Here is a 19911-nt window from a genome sequence, read left to right as displayed (position 1 = left end):
GATCATCGATCGCTTACGGCCACACTCGATTGTGATCGCTCTAGCGTTTCACTCCGGTCATCAAACCCAGCCCCATTCGACTGGCGGCAATGAACGTGAACTGCACATTTTGGAAACCGGCCTTCTCGACACGCGATTGTGCCGTCGCTAGATCCGGCACAGTGCCTTGTTCGGTTTGCACTTGGACCCGCAACGATTCCAGCGACTCGGCCAGCGAAGGCCGATTAGGACCGCGAAACGAATCAATCACCATAAGCGTCCCACCCTCACGCAACGCGGCGTAAGCCCGAGCGAGAACCCGCTCGATTTGCTCCGCCGACAGCGAATGCAATCGCTGCGCTAGCACAACCCAGTCCATTGCGTTTTCGGGAAGCGGGCTGGTGAGCAGATCGCCTTCTTGAGTCGTAAAACGATCGCCCAGACCGATCGACGACGCGGTTGATTCGGCCGCCACGAGGGCAGGTGCAGTATCGATTGCCGTGATCTGCAACGTGGGATCGCGAAAGCCCATCGCACAGCTCCAAACCGCGGAGCCGCATCCAAGATCCAGTAATGTCTGAGGATTCGATTCAGTGGCTTCGTCTGGGTTTTCGCCAGGCCCAAAATCCAATATCTCCGCCGCCTGCATCGCTGCGGGCGTGTGAACCCACTGGGTCGCTGCGATCGAATCGAACCGCTGCTGTGGAACTGCACTTTCACCCGTCGTTGGCCGATCCTGACGAATCGTGTCCGCCAGTTTTTCCCAAGTGGCATCGTCCAGGTCCGCGTCGTACTGACACAACAAACGAGCGGTTGCCGAAAGAGCCAAATCGTCTTGGTATTGTTCGATGATTCCGATCGTGATCATGGTGTCGACCAGCAATGACAATCGCGAACCGGAAACGCCAAGTGCTTCGGTGAGTTGTTCGAGCGTCTTTTGACCTTTTCCCAATTCGTCGAACAATCCGATTTGGCGTCCCGCACGCAATACATGCGAGGTCGCGTTGATTGTCATCAACTCTTGGTAGTGGTCCAGTGTTCGATCTTGATTAGACAAAGAGAGCGTTCCTTTAAAAACTTTCGCCACGTAGACGGGCGATTTCCATTGCGTCCTTGTCTCCACGACCGGACAAGCAAATTACTAAGTGTTCTTTTTCTGACATCGTGGCGGCGACATCCATGGCCTTGGCAACAGCGTGTGCAGTTTCCAGTGCACAGAGAATGCCTTCGGTTTTCGCCAATTGCTCGAAAGCCTTCATCGCTTCGTCATCGCGGCAATCCACGTAGTCGACCCGCTTCGTATCTTTCCAATAACTGTGTTCCGGCCCGACACCTGGGTAGTCGAGTCCGGCACTCATCGAATGAACATCGCAAGTTTGCCCATCCTCGTCCTGCATCACGTAGCTGTACGTACCATGCAAAACGCCGGGGCTGCCGTAGGTCAGTGGCGATGCATGGTCGCCGGCTGAGTTCGAACGCCCGCCCGCTTCGACGCCAACCATCCGAACCCCTTCATCTTCGACGAACGGATAGAACATCCCCGCCGCATTCGAACCGCCACCGACACAAGCCACCACACAATCAGGCAATCGATCAAATGAGTCTCGACATTGCTCGCGAGTTTCGCGGCCGATGATCGCCTGAAAATCACGGACCATCATCGGAAACGGATGCGGACCAATCACACTGCCGATGATGTAGTGCGTGTCTTCGACCGACGACATCCAATCTCGCATCGCTTCGTTGACCGCGTCTCGCAGAGTACGAGAACCACTTTCGACGGGCGAGATCGTCGCACCGAGCAACTTCATGCTGAACACATTGGGCTTTTGGCGACGAATGTCTTCGGCCCCCATGTAAACCGTGCAGGGCAAACCGAAGTGGGCACATGCCGTTGCACTGGCCACACCGTGCTGGCCGGCTCCGGTTTCAGCGATCACGCGGGTCTTGCCCATCCGCAAGGTCAACAATGCCTGGCCGATGGTGTTGTTGATTTTGTGAGCACCGGTGTGATTGAGATCCTCACGCTTGAGCCAGATCTGGGCACCGCCGACACTCTCGCTCAGACGCTTGGCGTGATACAGAGGACTGGGGCGGCCGACGAATGTCTTGAGCAGTCCATCGAGTTCTCGCTGAAACTCAGGATCCTTCTTGGCTTTTTCGTACTCTTCGGACAATTCGTCGAGCGCACGGGTCAGTGTTTCAGGGACAAAACGACCACCGAAGTCGCCAAATCGGCCCTGTGGGTCTGGGACCTGGGCGTTTGCGGCAGCAGTGGGATCAGCGATGTTCATGGAAACTCTTGCGGGAATAGATGGGCTTAGGAGGGGCCAATTGTCACTGGGAAGGAAAACTTGGTCAACGCAAGCAAAGCTCGAAGTCGTATTTTTCGACGCCCTGGTTTTTCGACGCCCTGGCCCTGAATGCTCTGTTTCAACGTGTATTGGCTCGGAATGTCTTGGCCTGGAATGACTCGGTTCTGAATCACTATCGCGGCGAATCAATAGCGGCAGGCGATTGGATCAAGCGATCGGCCCCAGACGATATGCATCGGGCACATATCCGAAGGTTCCCGAGCCGCCGTACAAATTGCCGAATCGACATCCGGCGAAATAGATAAAGTTTGACGATTGAGCGGACGATAACAAGCGTGTGGTCGCTTTCTCAAGTTGGGAGACGACCGTTTATGCCTGCTCGACACGGATGTCCGCGATGCAACTCTTTAACAAATTACTTGTTTTGTCCGCCCTAGCGATGGTGTCGGTGGGATGCTGCGGACCGATGTGGAACCCAGGATGCGGAGCCGGTGGATGTGCAACAGGAAGCTGTGGCACGGGTTCTTGCGGGACAGGCACGTGTGGTGATGGTGGGTGTGGCCAGTGCGGTGGATGTGGAGAACTCTACATCGATCCTTGGATCAACCACCCCGCCGATTGCTGTGACCCTTGTGATTCATGTGGCAACTTCAACGGCCAATCTTGTGGCAAATGTCGAAGTGTGTTCGCGGGAGTCAAAAGTTTGTGGGGTTACCGCTGTGATGATGGATGCGGCTCTGGGAGTGGAGCCTGTGATTGCGGAGCCGGTGGATGTGATGGAGGTAGCTGTGGGGGCAGCGACTGTGGCTGTGGATCAGATCACTACAATGGTGAAGTGTTCCACGACGAATATCACGATGGTGCAATCATAGGCGGTGAAACGATTATCGAGGGACCGATCGGTTCGGGTATGTCATCGAACAGCTCGAATCCTCGGATCATCTCTCAACCCAGAGTCGCTCGGCAACCAACGCCGGCTCGGCAAATCTTCCAGCCACGCCGTGTGGACGAAGATCGCCAGCCGCTCGCTTACTAGCGAGTAGGGACGCCGTATCAGCCAGCCAAAAAACGCCGCGAATTCACTTCGCGGCGTTTTTCGTTGGTATTCCGTGATTACGCCGCAGCAAGGCAAAGATCCAGAGCCAGGAAATCGCAAGCGCAAGGCACGTCGCCCGGTCGACCACGACCTGAAAATGATCTAGTGCTGGGTAGGTGGCGTTCTGTTAAAGTGATGGTTCGTTGATGGATCCACGGTCAATTTGCCAACACCTGTCGCATGTCCGCATTGCCCCGCCGCCTAAAGTCGCTCGCCCGCCGAGCAGGCCTCGCCGCATCGGGGGCTAGCCGATCCAGCCAAGGTGCTGGTTCAGGACCTGTCGCGGCCAAACGTCCCACAACGATCAAGCCTCGGGACCCGGCAAGATTGACGGGACTGGCAGTTTGGATCCGCCAAAACCAGCCCTCCCAAGAGGAGATTCGCCGGACCCAAAAACGCATCCACGAGGAAATGCTGCAGCTAAGCCGGACGATCGATCGTCCGAATTTTCTGCGAGTGGGCCGTGAGGACTTGGTGCGACTGATCCACCTAATGGATGACGCGTTCTTTGGATCGCGAGTCCTGCCGATCGCCAAAGCGGAAGGCATCGACTTCAAATTCTCGTCGCGAATGACCAGCGCCGCTGGCAAACTGGTCACTCACTATCCCAACGGCTCACGAGATAAGCCGCGTAAATTCGACCTCATTCTCTCGTCGACGCTGCTTTTTCAAACATTCGAAGATGTCGACCGTCCCGTCATGGTGACCGGACGCCGATGCGTGGACCGCCTCGAAGCGATGCAGCGTGTCGCCGAACACGAGATGACGCACCTGATCGAGATGATGATCTGGAACGATGGCAATTGTTCTCAGCGACGCTTCCAGTCAATCGCCAAGTCGTTTTTCGGCCACACCGATTACCAGCACGACTTGATCACCCAACGTGAACGCGCCGCAGCGAAATTCAATATCCGCATCGGTGACATGGTCACGTTCCAAGGCCCAAGTGGCCGAGTCGTCGGCAAGGTGAACCGAATCACTCGCCGAGCGACCATCTTGGTCCAAGATCCCAAAGGCCAACTCTTCAACGATGGCCACCGCTATTCGCGGTTTTATGTGCCGCTGGAAAAGCTGCGTTTGGTTTCGTAGCGAACGCCCGAACGCGGTTAGATCGCCATCCGTCTGGCGGCCAATTTAGTGCTTTGAGGCCGTTGGCTTGAGTTTCCCCGCATGGACGAGGCAACGAGTCCTTTCGCCCGACTCATGTCAACGCAGCTCACGCGGACTCATCCAAGTCAACCGAACTTGTTGCGTCGCCCGTTACCCGGCAATTCAAACCGATTGAATCACTAGCGACTGCGACGAACATGTCGACGCTGTGGCTGGCTACTGGCGATGCTTGGTGCCGGGTAATCAGCAGCGATTCCGTACATGCGCCGATAGTACATCGCTAAGGATCGTAAGGCGTGCCCGCGATAACCCACCGCGGAATCGTCCATTCGAATCCGGTTCATCGCGTTGGTCAGAAACGCGATCGCTCGCGTCAGCCGTGGATCGGCTAGGTCGGCATCGGGCAAGTGAGTCAACAAGACCTCGACCATATGCCCCGTCGTTTGCACTTTTCGCTTTAGGTCACCGTTGTCTTCAGGCGACTCGTACCAATTGGTACTCATCGATCCGTCGCGGTTTTGAAGCGAATAGGTGTATTTGACGAAATCGTTCAGGAAGTCTTCCGCTCGCTGCCACTGACCGGTGATCGGCTGTCCTTCCAAACGTCGTTTACGCAAGGCGTGTGCAAATCCCATCAAGCGGTGAGTTCCACCGCAAGCTTCACCGACAATGGGCTTGGCCAATTCCGCAGCGATCAATCGATCGAAGTCCCAAGCTTCTCCGCCCACTCCTGCCCAAGTGGTGTCGGTATCAAGATAATGAGCCAATCCAATCAGCGTGAACGTCAACTCTTTCTCTTCATCGCAAGCTGCAGCTTCGACTTCCACCAAATCTTTGATGCTGAAGCGTTCATTACCGACATACAGCGGGTAGTTTGATGGAACGCCAGCTAAAGACATTACTGCCAAAAACTGGGCTTGGTGCCCCTGCAGTCCCGTGCCCTCGCGAATCTTGACTTTCCCGTTGGCCGAAGTCATCAAACGGCTGCCGCGGCAAATATTGTTTCCCGCGATCCATGCGATGGCGCTGTAATTGCGGCCACGTGCGATGATTCGGGTGTCAGCACCGTACACCATGATTTGATGCATCATGCCCCAATTGCTGCGAGAATCCGCATGCTCGGTTTGGGCGTGAAACTTCTGCAGCGTTCGCAAAATCGGCTGTCGAATTCGCAGGATCGATTGTCCCGGATTCTCAACCGCCTCGTCGCCGGAGTAAGTTTTAATTCGGCCGGTCGCGTCTAGCTGAGAGAGCCTGCCGACGGGTAACGGTTCGATGTCGTCCACGCCGGGTGTTTCACGCGGCGAAACCGACTTCTTGGCAACGCTGGATTCCTTGCGGACATCCTTCAACTCAATCTCAGATTCCGCCGACTTCAGCTCCGTGACTTCGTTGGAATCGGAAATCACCAGTGGCTTGATCTTCATCTTCGACAGACTGGGAAGCTCTTCCAAGTCATCGACGCTCTTGCGTGAAGGCTTGGCTACGAGATCGCCAGCACCCAACTCTTCGACCGAGTCATTCTCTTGATCGACAGCTTTTGAGGTGCTTGGGCGGAGGTCGTTTGGAGCATCGTTTGAATCTCCGAACTCCATGGGATCGGACTCTTCCAAGAGTCGCTCCATGCCCAAGTCCGCTGGAAGTTCCACGTGGGATGTTTCAGGCTCGGGACTCGTGTCCACACCAGTCTGGGAATCACCTTCGTTGTCGCCTTCCGTGTGCGAATAAGTCTCGCCAGACAACTTCGATTCCGGATTCGCTGGAGCCTGAAACTCCAGCTCCATCTCTAAATCGTTCTCTAGATTTTCTTCCAGATCTTCAAGCGAGGGCATCTCATCGATGGGAGCCAAAGTCGTCGTTGGCTTCTTTTGAATTACCGGGCGGCTTTCCTCGGGTTTCACGGGCGTCATTGTCTTCACGCCGCTACCAATCGCGGGCGAGTTCAACACACTTCCCGCAATCGGCGTGCGAATGGGTTCAGGGTCACGCAGTGGTTGCGGTGCGACTTGCGGGCTTTGCTTGGGTGACACAAACGACGGGAAATACTGTCGCTGGCCGACCGAACGGGCTGGTACACCGCTCGAAACGTTGGGCGGGAAAACGCTTGGTGCCCTCCATTGAATATCATTTGAATTCGCACTGGGTTTTGCGCCCGCTAGCTGACCAACAACTTCTCCAGGAATAACAGCAGGATCTCCTGCGGGTGCCGGAGCGTTTGGTGACGCCGCTCGCAACACCATCTCTGGCGCAGACTCGGTGATCACGGGGACGGCGGGCTGCCAGCTTTTTCGGAATCCCGAGATTTGTGCGTTGTCGCGGGTCACCAATCGTGCGGGGGCAGAGGCCTGCGGGACCTTCTTCACAGCCGCATCTTCGAGCGGTGCTGGCGGTGTAGGCTCTGGGGCAACTGCCAATTGTGGAGGCAACAATTCAATCGAAGTGCCCATCGGGCGACTGGCTGCGGTAGGCCCATGACCTTGTCGAATCCCCAGCACCGAATGCACCGTTTGCGTGGGAACACGCGAGGGCACCTTTTGGTTCGCATCTGTGGCTGAATCAACCGAACCGCTTTCGGCCCAACTTAATGGTTCGTTGGCACTTAAAGCGGGAGTGGTCCATTCCAAACCGTCGGCAACCGCAGAGCTGGGTAGTTCGCCAACACCCCCGATCAGGCCACCGGATACGCATCCCAACATCAACCATGCTGCCAGGCGTTCACGGTTGGAGCGAAAGGCATTGGGATTGCGACGATTCAGTACGGACACGACATATTCTCCGGGTGCTACGGGACCTAACGTAGCTATCGGATACCTGAGCCTATAAGTTCAGACAAATGTGTTTTGCGGGGCACTGATCTTTTTAAAGCATGGATTTACAGATTTGGCTCAAGTCGTTTTGGGGCTCCGGCGACTTGCCAGCACCAGCAATCCAACCATCGTTAGCAAGATCCCAGAGACCAAAGACTTCGTCAGAGGTTCAGAAAAAAGAATCACCCCGGCCGTTGCCGCCATCGCGACCTGAGATGCATTGAGCAGGTGCACAGCAACGATCGGCAACACTCGCATCGCAGTCGCGATCGCAATGAAGGCGATGAAGTTAAAGATCCCAGCGAGCGTCATCGAATACCACAAGCTCACCGGCAGGGCGGCTAATACATCCATGTCCGTTCGGTAAAACGTAACCATCAACAAGCAACACACGCCCACCGCACTGTTGATCCACATTGCCGTGGCGCTTTGCAATCCCTGCTGCATACTCAGCCGCATCGTGGAACTGAAAACGGCAAAACACATCCCTGAAAAAGCTGCGTAGGCTGCCCCCAGGAAAGGTCGCCAGATGCCAGCTCCTTTCATCTCAACGGTCTCGCCGGATTGAGACAACAGGACTACGGCACCAATCAAGATTGTGATCGCGACCATGGTCCGTCGCTGTACGGTTTCACCGAGCATCCAACGTCCAACAAACGCACTGGCAATCAGCAACGAACCCAAAGTGATTGGCACCGTCGCCGCCAATCCAATTTCGCCCAACGCCATTTGAAAGACGCCGTTGCCGCCGATCTGCCCCAGGACACTTACGAAGATAAAGCGAGGAACCAGATGTCGACTTACGACGATCGGCCGGCCGCTCATCTTGATGGTCAACAAGTAAGGCGTCAGAAAGAAGATCGCGGGCGCCGACTTAATCGCCGCCACGAAAAACGAATCCACCGCCACGGATTGCCGCAGGGCAATGTTTGCAAGCGTGTAGAACACCGCCGACACCAAGCCGCAAACAACCCCGGTCTTAATCCCCGGGTGTGTCGCACCTTCAACAAACCGCTGTATCCAGGATGGCGAGCGATGCTCCACGCTCGCCATTATACCGACGTAACCTCGGATCGCACTTCACCATCGTCGAGACGGCTAACAATGGTTTGTCCCGGCCGCAATTGTTGTGCGTTGCGAATCACCGTTCCGTCCTCGGCCTGAGTGACACTGTACCCACGAGCCAAAACACTGAGCGGCGATAACGCTGAAATCGCTGCTGCGGATTGTTTCAATTGACTTTCGCGTCGGCGCCATTGCCGCCACATCACTTCCTTGGCTCGCTGGTCAAGTTCATCGATATAGCGGCTTTTGTTTAAGACCAACTCCAACGGATTTTTGAAGATCGGTCGCGACTGAATCCAATTCAATCGTTCGCGTGAACGCTCAACACGCCGGAAGAGCGAACGCTTCATCGTCTCGTGCAACGCATCCAACACATCGACAAGTACTTCCCGATCCGGCAACACGCAACTTGCCGCATCGGTGGGTGTCAACGCGCGAACGTCGGCGACCAAGTCCGATAGCGTTACGTCAATTTCATGTCCCACCGCCGACACGGTTGGGATACGTGAAGCCGCGATGGTGCGCACTAACCGTTCATCATTAAACGACCACAAGTCTTCCAATGATCCACCGCCGCGCGACAAGATCAAAACATCAGGCCTTGGATCTAACTGATGCGCCGCGACCATGCCGGCGACCAACTGCTCAACACTTCCTGGCCCCTGCACGCTTGCAGGAATCACGACGATTTCGACACCCGCATGCCGAGATGCAGTCGCCTGCAGGAAGTCTCGGATAGCGGCTCCGGTCGGGCTGGTCACAATGGCAATACGCCGAGGCAGCCTGGGCAGAGGTCGTTTTCGCTCGACCGCAAACAAACCTTCCGCTTCCAACTTCGCTTGCAATTGAGCGAACGCCAATTGCAGTGATCCCATGCCCTGTGGCTGGCACTTGCGCACCACCAATTGCACCGATCCGCGAGCGGCATAGACCTCGACATCGCCAAAGCACAAAACGCTTTGCCCATCATCCAAGTCAAATGGCAATCGCTCAGCAACACTTCGCCACATCACCCCACGCAGTTGCGATCGTTCGTCCTTCAACGTGAAATAAAGGTGGCCACTGCGAGGTCGAGCGATGTCGGTGATCTCACCCGCCACCCAAACGCTCGACAGCGACGTTTCGACAGCCCGTTTGATCCGAGCGTTGATCTCACTAATGCTGATTGCATCTTCCGCCGTCGCCGCCTTGGGTTTCGGCTTCGGTGCAGCGGCAGCACTCTTCGCGGCGGCGTGTTTCTTCACCACTCGCTTAGCGGTCTTTTTTTTCGCAGTGCTCGCGGTCGGCTTGGCGACTTGCTCGTCGAGATCTTCGCCACCAAAGTCAAACGCAAACTGCTTGTCATCACCACTCATGAAGTCAATTTCGCCGAATCCGCAGACGAATCACTGGAAGTTTCATTTCGTCTGCGTCGGCGGCGACCCGTCGGTGCAAACTTCGCCCGGACATCTCGCACCGCTTGCAGGAAGGCATCCACTTCGTCGTCCGTGTTGTACAGATAACAACTCGCCCGCGCCGTTGCCGTGACACCCAACGCATTGTGAAGCGGCATCGTGCAGTGATGCCCAGCACGAACAGCCACGCCGCGCCCATCCAAGAACTGCGATACATCGTGTGAATGGACTCCCTGGATCACGAAACTATTGATCCCGCCCTTGTGCTCCGGTTGCGGTCCAATCACGCGAACACCCTCAATCTCTCGCAAACCTTGGTCACATCGCGTGCCCAATCGCTGCTCATGTTGATGGATGCGATCCATCCCCAGGTTTTGAAGGTAAGTCAGTGCCGCACCTAAACCGACCGCTTCCACGATCGGCGGCGTGCCGGCTTCAAACTTTTCGGGCAGTTCATGGGCGGTGAACCCATCAACCGTTACTCGTGAGATCATGCCTCCACCACCCAAGAAAGGCGGCGCCGCTTCAAGCAACGCCTCCTTGCCGTAAAGCACACCGATGCCAGTGGGACCACATACCTTGTGACCGCTAAAGACAACGAAATCTGCATCCCACGCTTGCACGTCGATCGCCCAGTGTGGAGCCGCCTGGGCTGCGTCAACCAAAACGGTGGCACCTGCATCGTGCCCCATCTTCGTCCATCGCTGCACCGGGTATTCCGTCCCCAAGGTGTTGCTAGCGGCACCAAACGCAAACAACTTCGGTTGGTAGTCCTCGAGATACTTCGCAATGACTTCGTCACGAATCAAGAAGTCATCATCGATCGGGACAAACTTGACCTGGCAACCTGTGCGTTCAGCAAGTTGATGCCAAGGAACGATGTTGGCGTGATGCTCGCTGATCAACAGCAAAATCACATCGCCTTTGCCGATGTTAGCATCACCCCAGGAACGCGCTACTGTGTTAATTGCTGCGGTGGTGCCAGCAGCAAAAATGACTTCGCGTGTCGAAGCCGCATTCAGAAAATTAGCAGTGATCTGCCTGGCCGCCTCGTATGCACGCGTCGACTCTTCGCTAAGCGTGTGAATGCCCCGGTGCACATTGCTGTAGTAATGACGATAGCAGTCGTTCATCGCTTCGATCACCGCAACGGGCCGCTGAGTGCTGGCCGCGTTGTCGAGGTAAATCAAGCGTTCACCGCTATCCGTATCTCGCTCTAAGACTGGAAAGTCTGCACGAATTGATTGAACGTCTAGGGGAGCGGTCATTGCTCTTCACCAAGCGACGGTCCGCCAAAGGAAGATGACATGTCTTCCTCTTCATCGCTGCCTTCGCCCACGGGACTGTGCAGTGCCGACTGAACCACCTTCCAAACCAATAAGCAGCATTTCTGGCGATTAGGAGTCAGCTTGGGACCAAACAGGTCCAGCATCTCGTTAGCTGAAAACGCTTTGACCTCTTCGATTGTTTTTCCCTCAATCGCTTCGATCAACATCGAGGCCGACGCTTGACTGATCACACACCCGTCCCCATCGAACCATGCTTCGGCAACCCGCCCGCTGTCGTCGAGTCGCAAATCCACATGGATCTTGTCGCCGCACAACGGATTGTTTCCTGCATGCGCGTGAGTCGCGTCATCGCACAAACCACGATGGTAAGGATCCTCGTAGTGATCCAAAACGTGTTCTTCGTAGATGTCTTGCTCGCTGGCCATGAGCGGTCAAATGTCGGTTGAGAGGTCAATTGCGGATGGATGAAACGACCGCGAAACCGGACTTTCGGTTGCGGGTCGCTATTTAACTCTACGCAAGCTGTCAAAAAAAGGAACGCCCCATTGAAAACAGCCAGCCCGATTCTGGAAAGAATCAGGCTGGCTGCCGGGTTAAAAGATCGTCCGTTGACTTACCCTTCCATCTTTTTGCCCGCCCGGGGATAGCTACAAGCCCAAAAAACCTACGGGCGGGGGGATTCGTCACTGCCTACTGAGCCCATCAACCACACAAGAAATTGGGCCGCAAACTCAATGCGAGCTAGCTGTTGGAAACCGATTCGGTGTCTTCGACCGCTTCCTCGTCATCCAATTCCTCAGCTTCCAGCGGCTCCATGTAACCGCCGGCGGCAAGCACCTTATGCTTGATCTCGTCTCGAATGTCCGGATTTTCGATCAGGAAGTTACGAGCCTTCTCCTTACCTTGTCCCAAATAGGTTTCACCGTATTTGAACCAAGCACCGCTACGATTGACGACCTTGTGTTCCGTCCCCAGATCCAGCAAGTCCCCTTCGAAACTGATGCCACAGGAGTGCATCATGTCGAATTCCGCGATCCGGAACGGAGGAGCCACCTTGTTCTTGACGATCTTGGCTTTGACTCGCTGACCGACCTGTTCTTCACCATCCTTCAAAGCACCAATTCGGCGGACATCGATCCGGCACGAACAATAGAACTTCAACGCACGACCGCCGGGGGTGGTTTCGGGGCTACCGAACATCACACCGACCTTCTCGCGAATTTGGTTGATGAAGACAACCGCAGACTTGCTCTTGGCGATCGCACCCGTCAATTTCCGCATCGATTGGCTCATCAACCGAGCTTGCAGACCAACGTGGCTGTCTCCGATCTCGCCTTCCAATTCGGCCTTTGGCACCAGTGCCGCAACCGAGTCAATGATGATGACATCGACGGCGTTACTCTTGACCAACATCTCGCAAATCTGCATCGCTTCTTCACCGCTGCTGGGCTGGCTGACCAGCAAGCTATCCAGCTCTACACCCAACTTTTTCGCCCAACTGGGGTCAAACGCGTGTTCGGCGTCGATGATCGCTGCAATACCGCCCATTTTCTGGGCTTCGGCACCGATGTGCAGTGCCAGCGTTGTCTTACCACTCGATTCAGGTCCGAAGACTTCAATGATCCGGCCACGAGGAATCCCTTGACCGCCGAGGGCCATGTCAAGCGAAAGCGATCCCGTTGGAATGCCATCGATCGATAGCTTGTGAGACGCCCCCAGAGGCATGATCGCCCCATCGCCAAACGACTTTTCAATCTGCTGTAGTGTCGTCTTCAGACCAGGTTCTTTCTCCAGAATCCGTTTCATGCCCGGATCGAGCTTAACACCTTTGGAAGCCGCTGCAGTTGCCATGCGTGGTTTCTTAGCCATATCCCTAGTTCCTTTTATGCTTTCCCTAGTCCAGTAATATGGGTGGCAATGCAAACCACGCATCCTGAACAAACCCGTAAGATGTCGGCAGTCGATGGTATCGCTATGGAAAGGGTTGGACAATGAAAAACGCTAATAAATCAGCCAATTTCGATTGCAATTCCAGACACTTTCTCAACAGCAGCCCTTTAATGCCGCGTGAGTCACGTTTGGCTCACACAAGTAGTATTCGCCAGACAGTGGACACGTTTGGTCACGGGTGCCAAAAGAAATAGGCCAGCAACAACCAGCGGCCCTCACTCCTTGCTAACGCTGTTTCCGAAAAACCCGGACATAGTCCACCGACGCGCGAGACATTTCCCGCATCTTGTCGGTTTCCTTGACAAATGGACCTTCTGTACGACCGTCGCCTTGGTTGGGATCCCAAGAATCTGGCTTAAATTCCATTGTCAACAACATCATCATGTCGACGGGATCCGAAGGAATGTTCTCGGTGAACGTGTAGTAGAGCTTGCCGTCGACGTAACACTTCATCGAATCTGTCGACCATTCCAATCCGTAAGTGTGGTACTGGTTGTCGTTAACATCGACGTAGCTCTGGGGACGGGGTCGAGAGGCCGCGTTGAACTGCTTGGATTCTGAACTGCCACTCTTGCCCCAATGGTTGGCGACGTTGAAGCAGTACTTCATATAGTCGGGCTCACCCTTGACGATTTCGACAATATCGACTTCTGTCCCGTTGGCGGGCTCGTCGTTGTAGGCACGCGTTTCGGTGAACAACCAAAATGCAAACCAGGTCGAATAACCGAGAACTTGGTCCGTGCGAACACTGGCACTCACATAAAGCGGTCCCTCTTTTGGACTGACGAATTTCCCGGCCCACTTCACGTTGTTCGGTTCGGTGTTGTCCCATTTATCGGGATAGCCTGACAACAAGTAAGCCGCGTTGACCTTGGGACCGTGCTCGTTGGTTTGGGTCTTGTCGGCAGTAATGCGAAGCACAAGTTGCCCGGAACCATTGAGAACATGGTTGCCTGTTTTCGTGCTGTACATCCACGCGGACTCTTCCGTCGCACCGCTCCAACGAAGCCCTTTCGCATCGTTCTTCTTGAACGCCTCGGGGTCATACCCCAACATCGGATACCACTTTTCAGGCATGCCGGTGCCAGAGAACTCGTCCGCCCACGACAATTCCCAGTTCCCCTCTGGAACCCATTGCGATGACGCTTCCGGATTGTCAGCCGACGCAACGACCTTTCCGGCAGGCGCGACTTCGACCGCACCATCCTCACCAGGGCTATCAGCGCCTGCGGCGGTCAACGACAGACAAGCGGGACTGGCAAAGAAACCACCTAACAGGATGGCAGTTGCAAGTCGAAGTTTGACAGACATGTATCAGTCGCTATCTAAAGGGCCGGCGGATTTACGCTTGATCATCGTAATCTCGTTTCCGGCTTCGTTGTGATGAACTTCGTCCATAAAAGCATTAATCAATAGAAGGCCACGCCCCCCAATGCTTTCCAGGTTCGCGGGGTCGTCCGGGTCAGGGATTTGCGACAAATCGAACCCCGGTCCTTCATCACGAATGACAAACACAGCTTGGTTTCGTGTGGCGGTTAACGTGACGAATGTACGACGTTCGGCATAGGGTGAATTTTCACGTCGCTCTGTGATCAGGTCCCAATAGGCTTTGCCATCTTCAACCTCTCGCAGACTGGATTCAACCTCCAGGTTCCCATGAATCATCGCGTTGAGAATCGCTTCATCCAACGCCATCGCAACTTGGGTCCAAACCATCTCATCGAACAAATCAAGCTGCTCGGCGGTCTGTTCCAACTTCGCGATCACCGACGGCACGAGCGATTCCTGGCTAGGCAGAATGAGCTCCAGCTTCGTTCTAGAAACGCATTGTTCCAGATCCGTTGCATTGATCGCGTTGCGTCCCACCGCGATCACCTGACCGACGGTGTCGACAAGCGCCGTCTCCACCAAACTTTCCGGAACATAGGACGCCGCACTTCGCAGCAACGCTTCACAAGCGACGTGCTCGGCGCCGGGCCGGGTAAGCAAGACGATGGGCAGGTGTGGTGTCTTCTTACGAAGTTCTTCCATCCAACGATTCAGCGGTGCCGCGTCTACGGCGGCGGAGTCTGCTCCAGCGTCCGGTGCACCGCTAACTGCGGGAACACTGACGGGTGCACCCGCGTGATCGGTTATTTGCGTGGAACGGCGGCGGCCCGAAGACGCAGGAACTTCCGTCACCATTAAGTCAATTTGCTCGTCATCCAAAAACTGCAATGCCATCGCTTGCGTTGCCGCAGCGAGACACCGGTACCCTCCAGCCGAAAGTGTAGACACTAGCTTGGCGAGGACGACTGGGTCCGATTCGAAGATCAGGACGCAAGCACTCAAAGAAGTCTCCGCGTTAATTGCTTGGGGAAAAATCGAGCGAAGCCGCGAAGGACGTTAATAAGGCGAAGCAATGGGCCCCCAACATTGTAACCACTTTAGGTGTCTTGATGTGCGGCTGAAAGTCCCTGCAACCTTACCGCCATTTAAGCGGGTGGGTTAATTGACACTAAACTTGGGTGGGAACTGGTCATTCGAATCCGAGTTAGCCGCGTCCGGCAGATCGAGTTCTTGCTCAGTCACACTGACCGACTTCAGTTCGATGTCACCACGATTCATCAATGTGATCAAATGCTCGGCGCGGGCATCGACGTCACTCATTTCCAATAAATGCAGCTTATCGGCAGGCTCAAAGGGCAGCGTATACGCGATGATATCCGTAATCGGCCCCACTCCCATTGGCCCAGCCAACAAGTCATGAAGGCTTTTCTGGGATCCGGCCGACGCTGGAATAATTCCACCAAAAGCATTCAACAGCCGACGTTTCAACTCGCCTCGCTTCGCCGTCGCCGCGGGCAAATAGAAGTCATCAATTAGATCCACCTGAGCGATTCGAAATGAACGAGTGGTTTCAAGTTCGTGCCGAATTGTGGCCCGGCGAACACCCACCAGAAGCACATTGTGCCGGTCATCATCCAGCTCCGTGTGCGAGATCACCTTCCCAATACAAACGGTGCGAGCCACCGGCGGACATGCCGCTTGGGATGCCACGTTGGAATCCAGTAATGTCGCCATCGAGATCAGTTGATCCGTCGCCAACGATTCTCGCAGCATCTCAACGTACCGCGGTTCAAATATCTGCAGCGGTTGCATCGCGTGCGGGAACATCACCAATCCCGGCAACGGAAACAAACGCACCTTCCCGTCAAAATCGTCGGGAAGTTGCGTCACAGCAGACAATGGATTCATACCAGATCCCGGGTTGAGCTTCAGTCGTCTGACGAAAACGCCATCAAGATGCGAAGGACATAATAGAACAACAACGCAACCGACGCGAACAACGCCAGCGACGCGGCCACATGTTGGCTGGTGTTGTAATGATGCAGGACATTGGAGGTATCGTACAGAATGTAACCGCAAGCCAGTGCGACCATCGCGGCGCTAAAGAACAGCCCTAACGAGAAGCCAAACAACACGCCTGCGACCACCACTCCCATCGCGACCAACCCACCCATGAACAGGTAAGTTCCCCACGACGCAAGATCGACCCGCGTCATGAACACGAACGCCGTTAACCCCGCGAAACATACGCTAGTGATGATCGCGGCAAGGATCGGAATGTTCGGCTGTTTCATTACGACGATGGCAACATACAGCGCGGGCAGCAAAATCACCGCCTCGGCGATCACATAAAGGCCCAGCCCGGCATACTGCTTACCAATCGAACCACCGCTGGTGGCCCACGACCGTGCGATCCAACTGACACCCATGAAGGCGCCCAGCACGATCAACCATCCGTACCCGCTCAACATCGTTCGCACGAGGCCGGTCATGGTGTCGCGAGGCACGACGGTGAAGAGCACGAACTCAATCGCCATCAATGCAAACACAGCACCGGTTAAGTGGCTGTAAGTACGACGAATGAAGGCCGTCCGCGCGGACTCTTCCGCAAACGCTGCTGGTCCGAACGCGGATCCACCCATGGGGTCGTTTGTCGCGTATGGGTTGACTTGGCTCATCGAAAACAATCCTAGGTGGGAAATTGAGAGGGCTGAAGAACGAAAATATACCGGATTCTGGCACGGGAAGTCCAAACCGAATCACCAAACCCGCTAAATTGACAACGCGCGTCCGGAAGCTTCCTCGGTCTCATGAATTGCCTCGACCATGATATTATCCAGCGAACAGATTTTACAGCGATTAGGCGACGAATTGAGGATCGAGCCCTTCGATCCGAAGCGTCTAAACCCGAACAGCTACAACCTGTCATTGCACGATGAATTGCTGGTTTACGAGGAAGTAGTCCTCGATTCGGCTTCTCCCAACCGCTACCGACGACTGGAAATCCCCGCCGAAGGAATCACATTGCAACCCGGCGTGCTGTATCTCGGGCGCACCGTCGAGCTCACCGAAACACGAGGCTTGGTGCCGATTTTGCACGCTCGGTCGTCACTGGGAAGGCTTGGTTTAGTCCTCAATCCCGGTGGCAGCATCGGCCAGGCTGGCTATTGCGGCACCTGGACACTTGAAATGCATTGCGTCCAACCGGTCAAAATCTATCCCGGACTGCAGGTCTGCCAGATTTCGTATCACGAACTTATCGGTGAGTGCGACGACCATGACAGCAGCAAGTACCACAACAGCACCGACATCCAACCAAGCCTGCTGCATCGCGAACTGGGCTACGACGACCGCGACACGCAACTGGAACTGAGCTTCGAAGAGGCCATCCGCTCGGCTCAGTAACCTCTAGTCAGCCAGCTACCGCAAACGACGAGACACAAAAAAACCCCCGCGATTGCTCGCGAGGGTTCCTATTAAAATCCGATTGAGTCTTATCGACTGATCGGCCTAGTACATGTCGTGGTCGCCACCGTGACCGGCTTTGCCACCTTCTTTTGGCTTTTCAGCGATCAATGCATCGCTAGTTAGCAACAACGTTGCAACCGAAGCGGCGTTACCCAATGCGGTGCGAGTCACCTTGGTTGGGTCGATAACACCAGCCTTGACGAGGTCTTCGTAGACGTCGGTCAACGCGTTGTAACCTTCGTTGCCCTTCATGCCGAGGACCTTCTCGCACACGATGCCACCGTCTTGGCCAGCGTTTTCGCTGATCATGGTCAACGGTGCACGGCACGAGCGAAGAACGATGTTGTAACCGACCTTTTGGTCGTCGGTCAGCGTGTCTGCTGGGGTTACCTTGCCTGAGGCACGCAGCAAAGCCACACCACCACCAGGAAGAATGCCTTCTTCAACCGCAGCGCGAGTCGCGTGCAGAGCGTCTTCGACGCGAGCCTTCTTTTCCTTCATTTCCGATTCGGTTGCCGCACCGACGTTTACCTTGGCAACACCACCGGCCAGCTTAGCCAATCGTTCTTCCAGCTTTTCGCGATCGTAATCGCTGGTGCAAAGTTCGATTTCGCGGCGGATTTGACCGATACGAGCTTGGATGTCAGCGGTCTTGCCGGCACCTTCGATGATTGTGGTGTTGTCCTTGTCGATGATGACCTTCTTGGCACGTCCCAGTTGTGGCAAGTCGACGCTGTCGAGCTTCACACCGAGTGCTTCGAAGATGGCTTGGCCACCGGTCAAGATCGCGATGTCTTCCATCATGGCCTTGCGACGGTCGCCGTAACCAGGAGCCTTCACAGCGGCAACGGTGAACGTGCCACGCAAGCGGTTGATCACCAAAGTTGCAAGTGCTTCGCCATCGACGTCTTCAGCGATGATCAAGAGTGGCTTGCCCTGTTGGACAACCTTCTCAAGCATCGGCACCATGTCTTTAATGTTGCTGATCTTCTTTTCGTAAACCAAGACGTAAGCGTCTTCGAGGACGACTTCCATGCTGGTTGGATCAGTAACGAAGTACGGCGAAAGATAGCCGCGATCGAACTGCATCCCTTCGACCCACTCTTGCTCGGTTTGCAGGCTCTTGCCTTCGTCGACGGTGATCACGCCGTCCTTGCCAACCTTGCTCATCGCGTCAGCCAACAAGTTACCGATTTCGCGGTCGTTGTTACTGGCGATAGTCGCAACGTTTGCCATTGCTTCTTGATCTTTGACCTTCACGGCCATTTTGTGAAGTTGCTCGGTGATGTCGGCAACTGCGGTTTCGATCCCGCTCTTCATTTGGATTGGGTTCACGCCAGCAACAACAGCCTTCAGGCCTTCGTTGAAGATCGCTTCGGCCATCACGGTGGCGGTGGTCGTTCCGTCACCAGCAACATCGCTGGTCTTCGACGCAACTTCGCGGACCATTCGTGCACCCATGTTTTCGTATGGGTCTTCCAGATCGATTTCCTTAGCGACAGTCACGCCGTCCTTGGTCACGGTGGGGCTACCGAAGCTCTTTTGCAAGATAACGTTACGGCCCTTAGGACCGAGAGTGACCTTAACGGTACGAGCTAGCTTGCTGACGCCGCGGCGAATCGCTTCACGGGCTTCTTGGTCGAAAGCAATGATTTTTGGCATGGTTATTTTATTTGAATGTTAGAGGGTGGGCGTTTGACAAAAACCGAAAACGTCTAGCCAATCACGGCCAAAACGTCGTCTTCACGCATTAGAAGGTACTCAGCGTCGTCAATTTCAACGGTTTCGCCGGCGTAGCTGCTGAACAAGACGCGATCGCCAGTTTCAAGCTGACTTGGTGCACGAGTGCCGTCGTCGAGTTGCTTGCCGGTGCCGATTGCGACCACGGTGCCGCGTGCTGGCTTGTCTTTAGCCGAGTCGGGCAGCACGATGCCGCCAGCGGTGGTGCTTTCGCTTTCATCACGCTGAACGACAATTCGCTCACCGAGGGGTTGCAGACGAATCTTGGAAGCCTTTTTCGTGGCAGTTGCCATGTCTGTGACACCTTTCTTTTCGAAACGGTTGATTGAGTGGGTGGATAGATGATCGGGGGCGAAGCTGACGCCAAAC

General features: G+C 55.2%; 17 protein-coding genes. 3 read left to right on the top strand and 14 right to left on the bottom strand.

Features of this window, described 5'->3' with window-relative positions:
* Window positions 1-40: 40 nt before the first annotated feature.
* Both ACR3ZL_RS03655 and trpB read right to left on the bottom strand, forming a co-directional pair.
* The gene (locus ACR3ZL_RS03655; protein WP_473649247.1) at window positions 41-1036 is read right to left on the bottom strand and encodes a class I SAM-dependent methyltransferase; all 996 of its coding nucleotides are present in this window, start codon (window positions 1034-1036) and stop codon (window positions 41-43) included.
* 13 nt (window positions 1037-1049) lie between these two features.
* Window positions 1050-2273, bottom strand: coding sequence for a tryptophan synthase subunit beta (gene trpB / locus ACR3ZL_RS03650; protein ID WP_473649248.1), 1224 nt, complete (start codon window positions 2271-2273; stop codon window positions 1050-1052).
* Window positions 2274-2785: 512 nt separating this feature from the next.
* Between trpB and ACR3ZL_RS03645 the strand changes: the two genes are divergently transcribed.
* Both ACR3ZL_RS03645 and ACR3ZL_RS03640 read left to right on the top strand, forming a co-directional pair.
* A complete protein-coding gene (locus ACR3ZL_RS03645; RefSeq protein ID WP_473649249.1) occupies window positions 2786-3166 on the top strand; it encodes a hypothetical protein in 381 nt (126 codons plus the stop codon).
* A 404-nt stretch (window positions 3167-3570) separates the two neighbouring features.
* Window positions 3571-4479, top strand: coding sequence for a hypothetical protein (locus tag ACR3ZL_RS03640; RefSeq protein WP_473649250.1), 909 nt, complete (start codon window positions 3571-3573; stop codon window positions 4477-4479).
* A 200-nt stretch (window positions 4480-4679) separates the two neighbouring features.
* On the opposite strand, the gene ACR3ZL_RS03635 is transcribed toward ACR3ZL_RS03640, so the two are convergent.
* The 10 genes from ACR3ZL_RS03635 to ACR3ZL_RS03590 all read right to left on the bottom strand — a co-directional run bounded on the left by ACR3ZL_RS03635 (window position 4680) and on the right by ACR3ZL_RS03590 (window position 17012).
* Window positions 4680-7265 carry an ADP-ribosylation factor-directed GTPase activating protein isoform b gene (locus ACR3ZL_RS03635; protein ID WP_473649251.1) on the bottom strand — a complete coding sequence of 862 codons (2586 nt, stop codon included), beginning with the start codon at window positions 7263-7265 and terminating at the stop codon, window positions 4680-4682.
* A 120-nt stretch (window positions 7266-7385) separates the two neighbouring features.
* Window positions 7386-8360, bottom strand: a complete 975-nt coding sequence (locus ACR3ZL_RS03630) for a DMT family transporter (protein ID WP_473649252.1) — start codon at window positions 8358-8360, stop codon at window positions 7386-7388.
* A complete protein-coding gene (gene xseA / locus ACR3ZL_RS03625) occupies window positions 8360-9727 on the bottom strand; it encodes an exodeoxyribonuclease VII large subunit (protein WP_486173211.1) in 1368 nt (455 codons plus the stop codon). Before xseA ends, ACR3ZL_RS03630 begins: the two co-directional genes overlap by 1 nt.
* On the bottom strand, window positions 9724-11034 hold the full coding sequence (locus ACR3ZL_RS03620; RefSeq protein ID WP_473649253.1) for an aminotransferase class V-fold PLP-dependent enzyme: 1311 nt from the start codon (window positions 11032-11034) through the stop codon (window positions 9724-9726). The genes xseA and ACR3ZL_RS03620 overlap by 4 nt, the downstream gene beginning before the upstream one ends.
* Window positions 11031-11480: a Fe-S cluster assembly sulfur transfer protein SufU gene (gene sufU / locus ACR3ZL_RS03615; RefSeq protein ID WP_473649254.1), complete on the bottom strand. Its 450-nt coding sequence runs from the start codon at window positions 11478-11480 to the stop codon at window positions 11031-11033. Before sufU ends, ACR3ZL_RS03620 begins: the two co-directional genes overlap by 4 nt.
* Window positions 11481-11796: 316 nt before the next feature.
* On the bottom strand, window positions 11797-12924 hold the full coding sequence (gene recA / locus ACR3ZL_RS03610) for a recombinase RecA (protein WP_473649255.1): 1128 nt from the start codon (window positions 12922-12924) through the stop codon (window positions 11797-11799).
* 306 nt (window positions 12925-13230) lie between these two features.
* A complete protein-coding gene (locus ACR3ZL_RS03605; RefSeq protein ID WP_473649256.1) occupies window positions 13231-14316 on the bottom strand; it encodes a glycoside hydrolase family 16 protein in 1086 nt (361 codons plus the stop codon).
* Between the two features lie 3 nt (window positions 14317-14319).
* Complete coding sequence (locus ACR3ZL_RS03600) at window positions 14320-15336, bottom strand: ATP-binding protein (protein ID WP_473649257.1); 1017 nt, start codon at window positions 15334-15336, stop codon at window positions 14320-14322.
* Window positions 15337-15492: 156 nt separating this feature from the next.
* Window positions 15493-16242 carry an LON peptidase substrate-binding domain-containing protein gene (locus ACR3ZL_RS03595; RefSeq protein ID WP_473649259.1) on the bottom strand — a complete coding sequence of 250 codons (750 nt, stop codon included), beginning with the start codon at window positions 16240-16242 and terminating at the stop codon, window positions 15493-15495.
* Window positions 16243-16262: 20 nt separating this feature from the next.
* Window positions 16263-17012, bottom strand: coding sequence for a Bax inhibitor-1/YccA family protein (locus ACR3ZL_RS03590; protein WP_473649260.1), 750 nt, complete (start codon window positions 17010-17012; stop codon window positions 16263-16265).
* Window positions 17013-17160: 148 nt separating this feature from the next.
* Between ACR3ZL_RS03590 and ACR3ZL_RS03585 the strand changes: the two genes are divergently transcribed.
* Window positions 17161-17739, top strand: a complete 579-nt coding sequence (locus ACR3ZL_RS03585; protein WP_473649261.1) for a dCTP deaminase — start codon at window positions 17161-17163, stop codon at window positions 17737-17739.
* Window positions 17740-17844: 105 nt separating this feature from the next.
* On the opposite strand, the gene groL is transcribed toward ACR3ZL_RS03585, so the two are convergent.
* Both groL and ACR3ZL_RS03575 read right to left on the bottom strand, forming a co-directional pair.
* A complete protein-coding gene (gene groL / locus ACR3ZL_RS03580; RefSeq protein WP_473649262.1) occupies window positions 17845-19464 on the bottom strand; it encodes a chaperonin GroEL in 1620 nt (539 codons plus the stop codon).
* Between the two features lie 53 nt (window positions 19465-19517).
* Window positions 19518-19835, bottom strand: a complete 318-nt coding sequence (locus ACR3ZL_RS03575) for a co-chaperone GroES (protein ID WP_473653410.1) — start codon at window positions 19833-19835, stop codon at window positions 19518-19520.
* Window positions 19836-19911: the final 76 nt, after the last annotated feature.

The sequence above is a fragment of the Rhodopirellula sp. J20-39 genome (assembly GCF_057365095.1).
The sequence above is the reverse complement of the archived record's forward strand: the minus strand, read 5'-3'. Positions and strand labels throughout refer to the sequence as shown.

What these genes read in the sequence shown, in the direction of transcription:
- trpB (WP_473649248.1), bottom strand. Translation starts at nt 2,273, where the DNA reads ATGAACATCGCTGATCCCACTGCTGCCGCAAACGCCCAGGTCCCAGAC.
- ACR3ZL_RS03640 (WP_473649250.1), top strand. Translation starts at nt 3,571, where the DNA reads ATGTCCGCATTGCCCCGCCGCCTAAAGTCGCTCGCCCGCCGAGCAGGC.
- ACR3ZL_RS03630 (WP_473649252.1), bottom strand. Translation starts at nt 8,360, where the DNA reads ATGGCGAGCGTGGAGCATCGCTCGCCATCCTGGATACAGCGGTTTGTT.
- xseA (WP_486173211.1), bottom strand. Translation starts at nt 9,727, where the DNA reads ATGAGTGGTGATGACAAGCAGTTTGCGTTTGACTTTGGTGGCGAAGAT.
- ACR3ZL_RS03620 (WP_473649253.1), bottom strand. Translation starts at nt 11,034, where the DNA reads ATGACCGCTCCCCTAGACGTTCAATCAATTCGTGCAGACTTTCCAGTC.
- sufU (WP_473649254.1), bottom strand. Translation starts at nt 11,480, where the DNA reads ATGGCCAGCGAGCAAGACATCTACGAAGAACACGTTTTGGATCACTAC.
- recA (WP_473649255.1), bottom strand. Translation starts at nt 12,924, where the DNA reads ATGGCTAAGAAACCACGCATGGCAACTGCAGCGGCTTCCAAAGGTGTT.
- ACR3ZL_RS03605 (WP_473649256.1), bottom strand. Translation starts at nt 14,316, where the DNA reads ATGTCTGTCAAACTTCGACTTGCAACTGCCATCCTGTTAGGTGGTTTC.
- ACR3ZL_RS03595 (WP_473649259.1), bottom strand. Translation starts at nt 16,242, where the DNA reads ATGAATCCATTGTCTGCTGTGACGCAACTTCCCGACGATTTTGACGGG.
- ACR3ZL_RS03590 (WP_473649260.1), bottom strand. Translation starts at nt 17,012, where the DNA reads ATGAGCCAAGTCAACCCATACGCGACAAACGACCCCATGGGTGGATCC.
- ACR3ZL_RS03585 (WP_473649261.1), top strand. Translation starts at nt 17,161, where the DNA reads ATGATATTATCCAGCGAACAGATTTTACAGCGATTAGGCGACGAATTG.
- groL (WP_473649262.1), bottom strand. Translation starts at nt 19,464, where the DNA reads ATGCCAAAAATCATTGCTTTCGACCAAGAAGCCCGTGAAGCGATTCGC.
- ACR3ZL_RS03575 (WP_473653410.1), bottom strand. Translation starts at nt 19,835, where the DNA reads ATGGCAACTGCCACGAAAAAGGCTTCCAAGATTCGTCTGCAACCCCTC.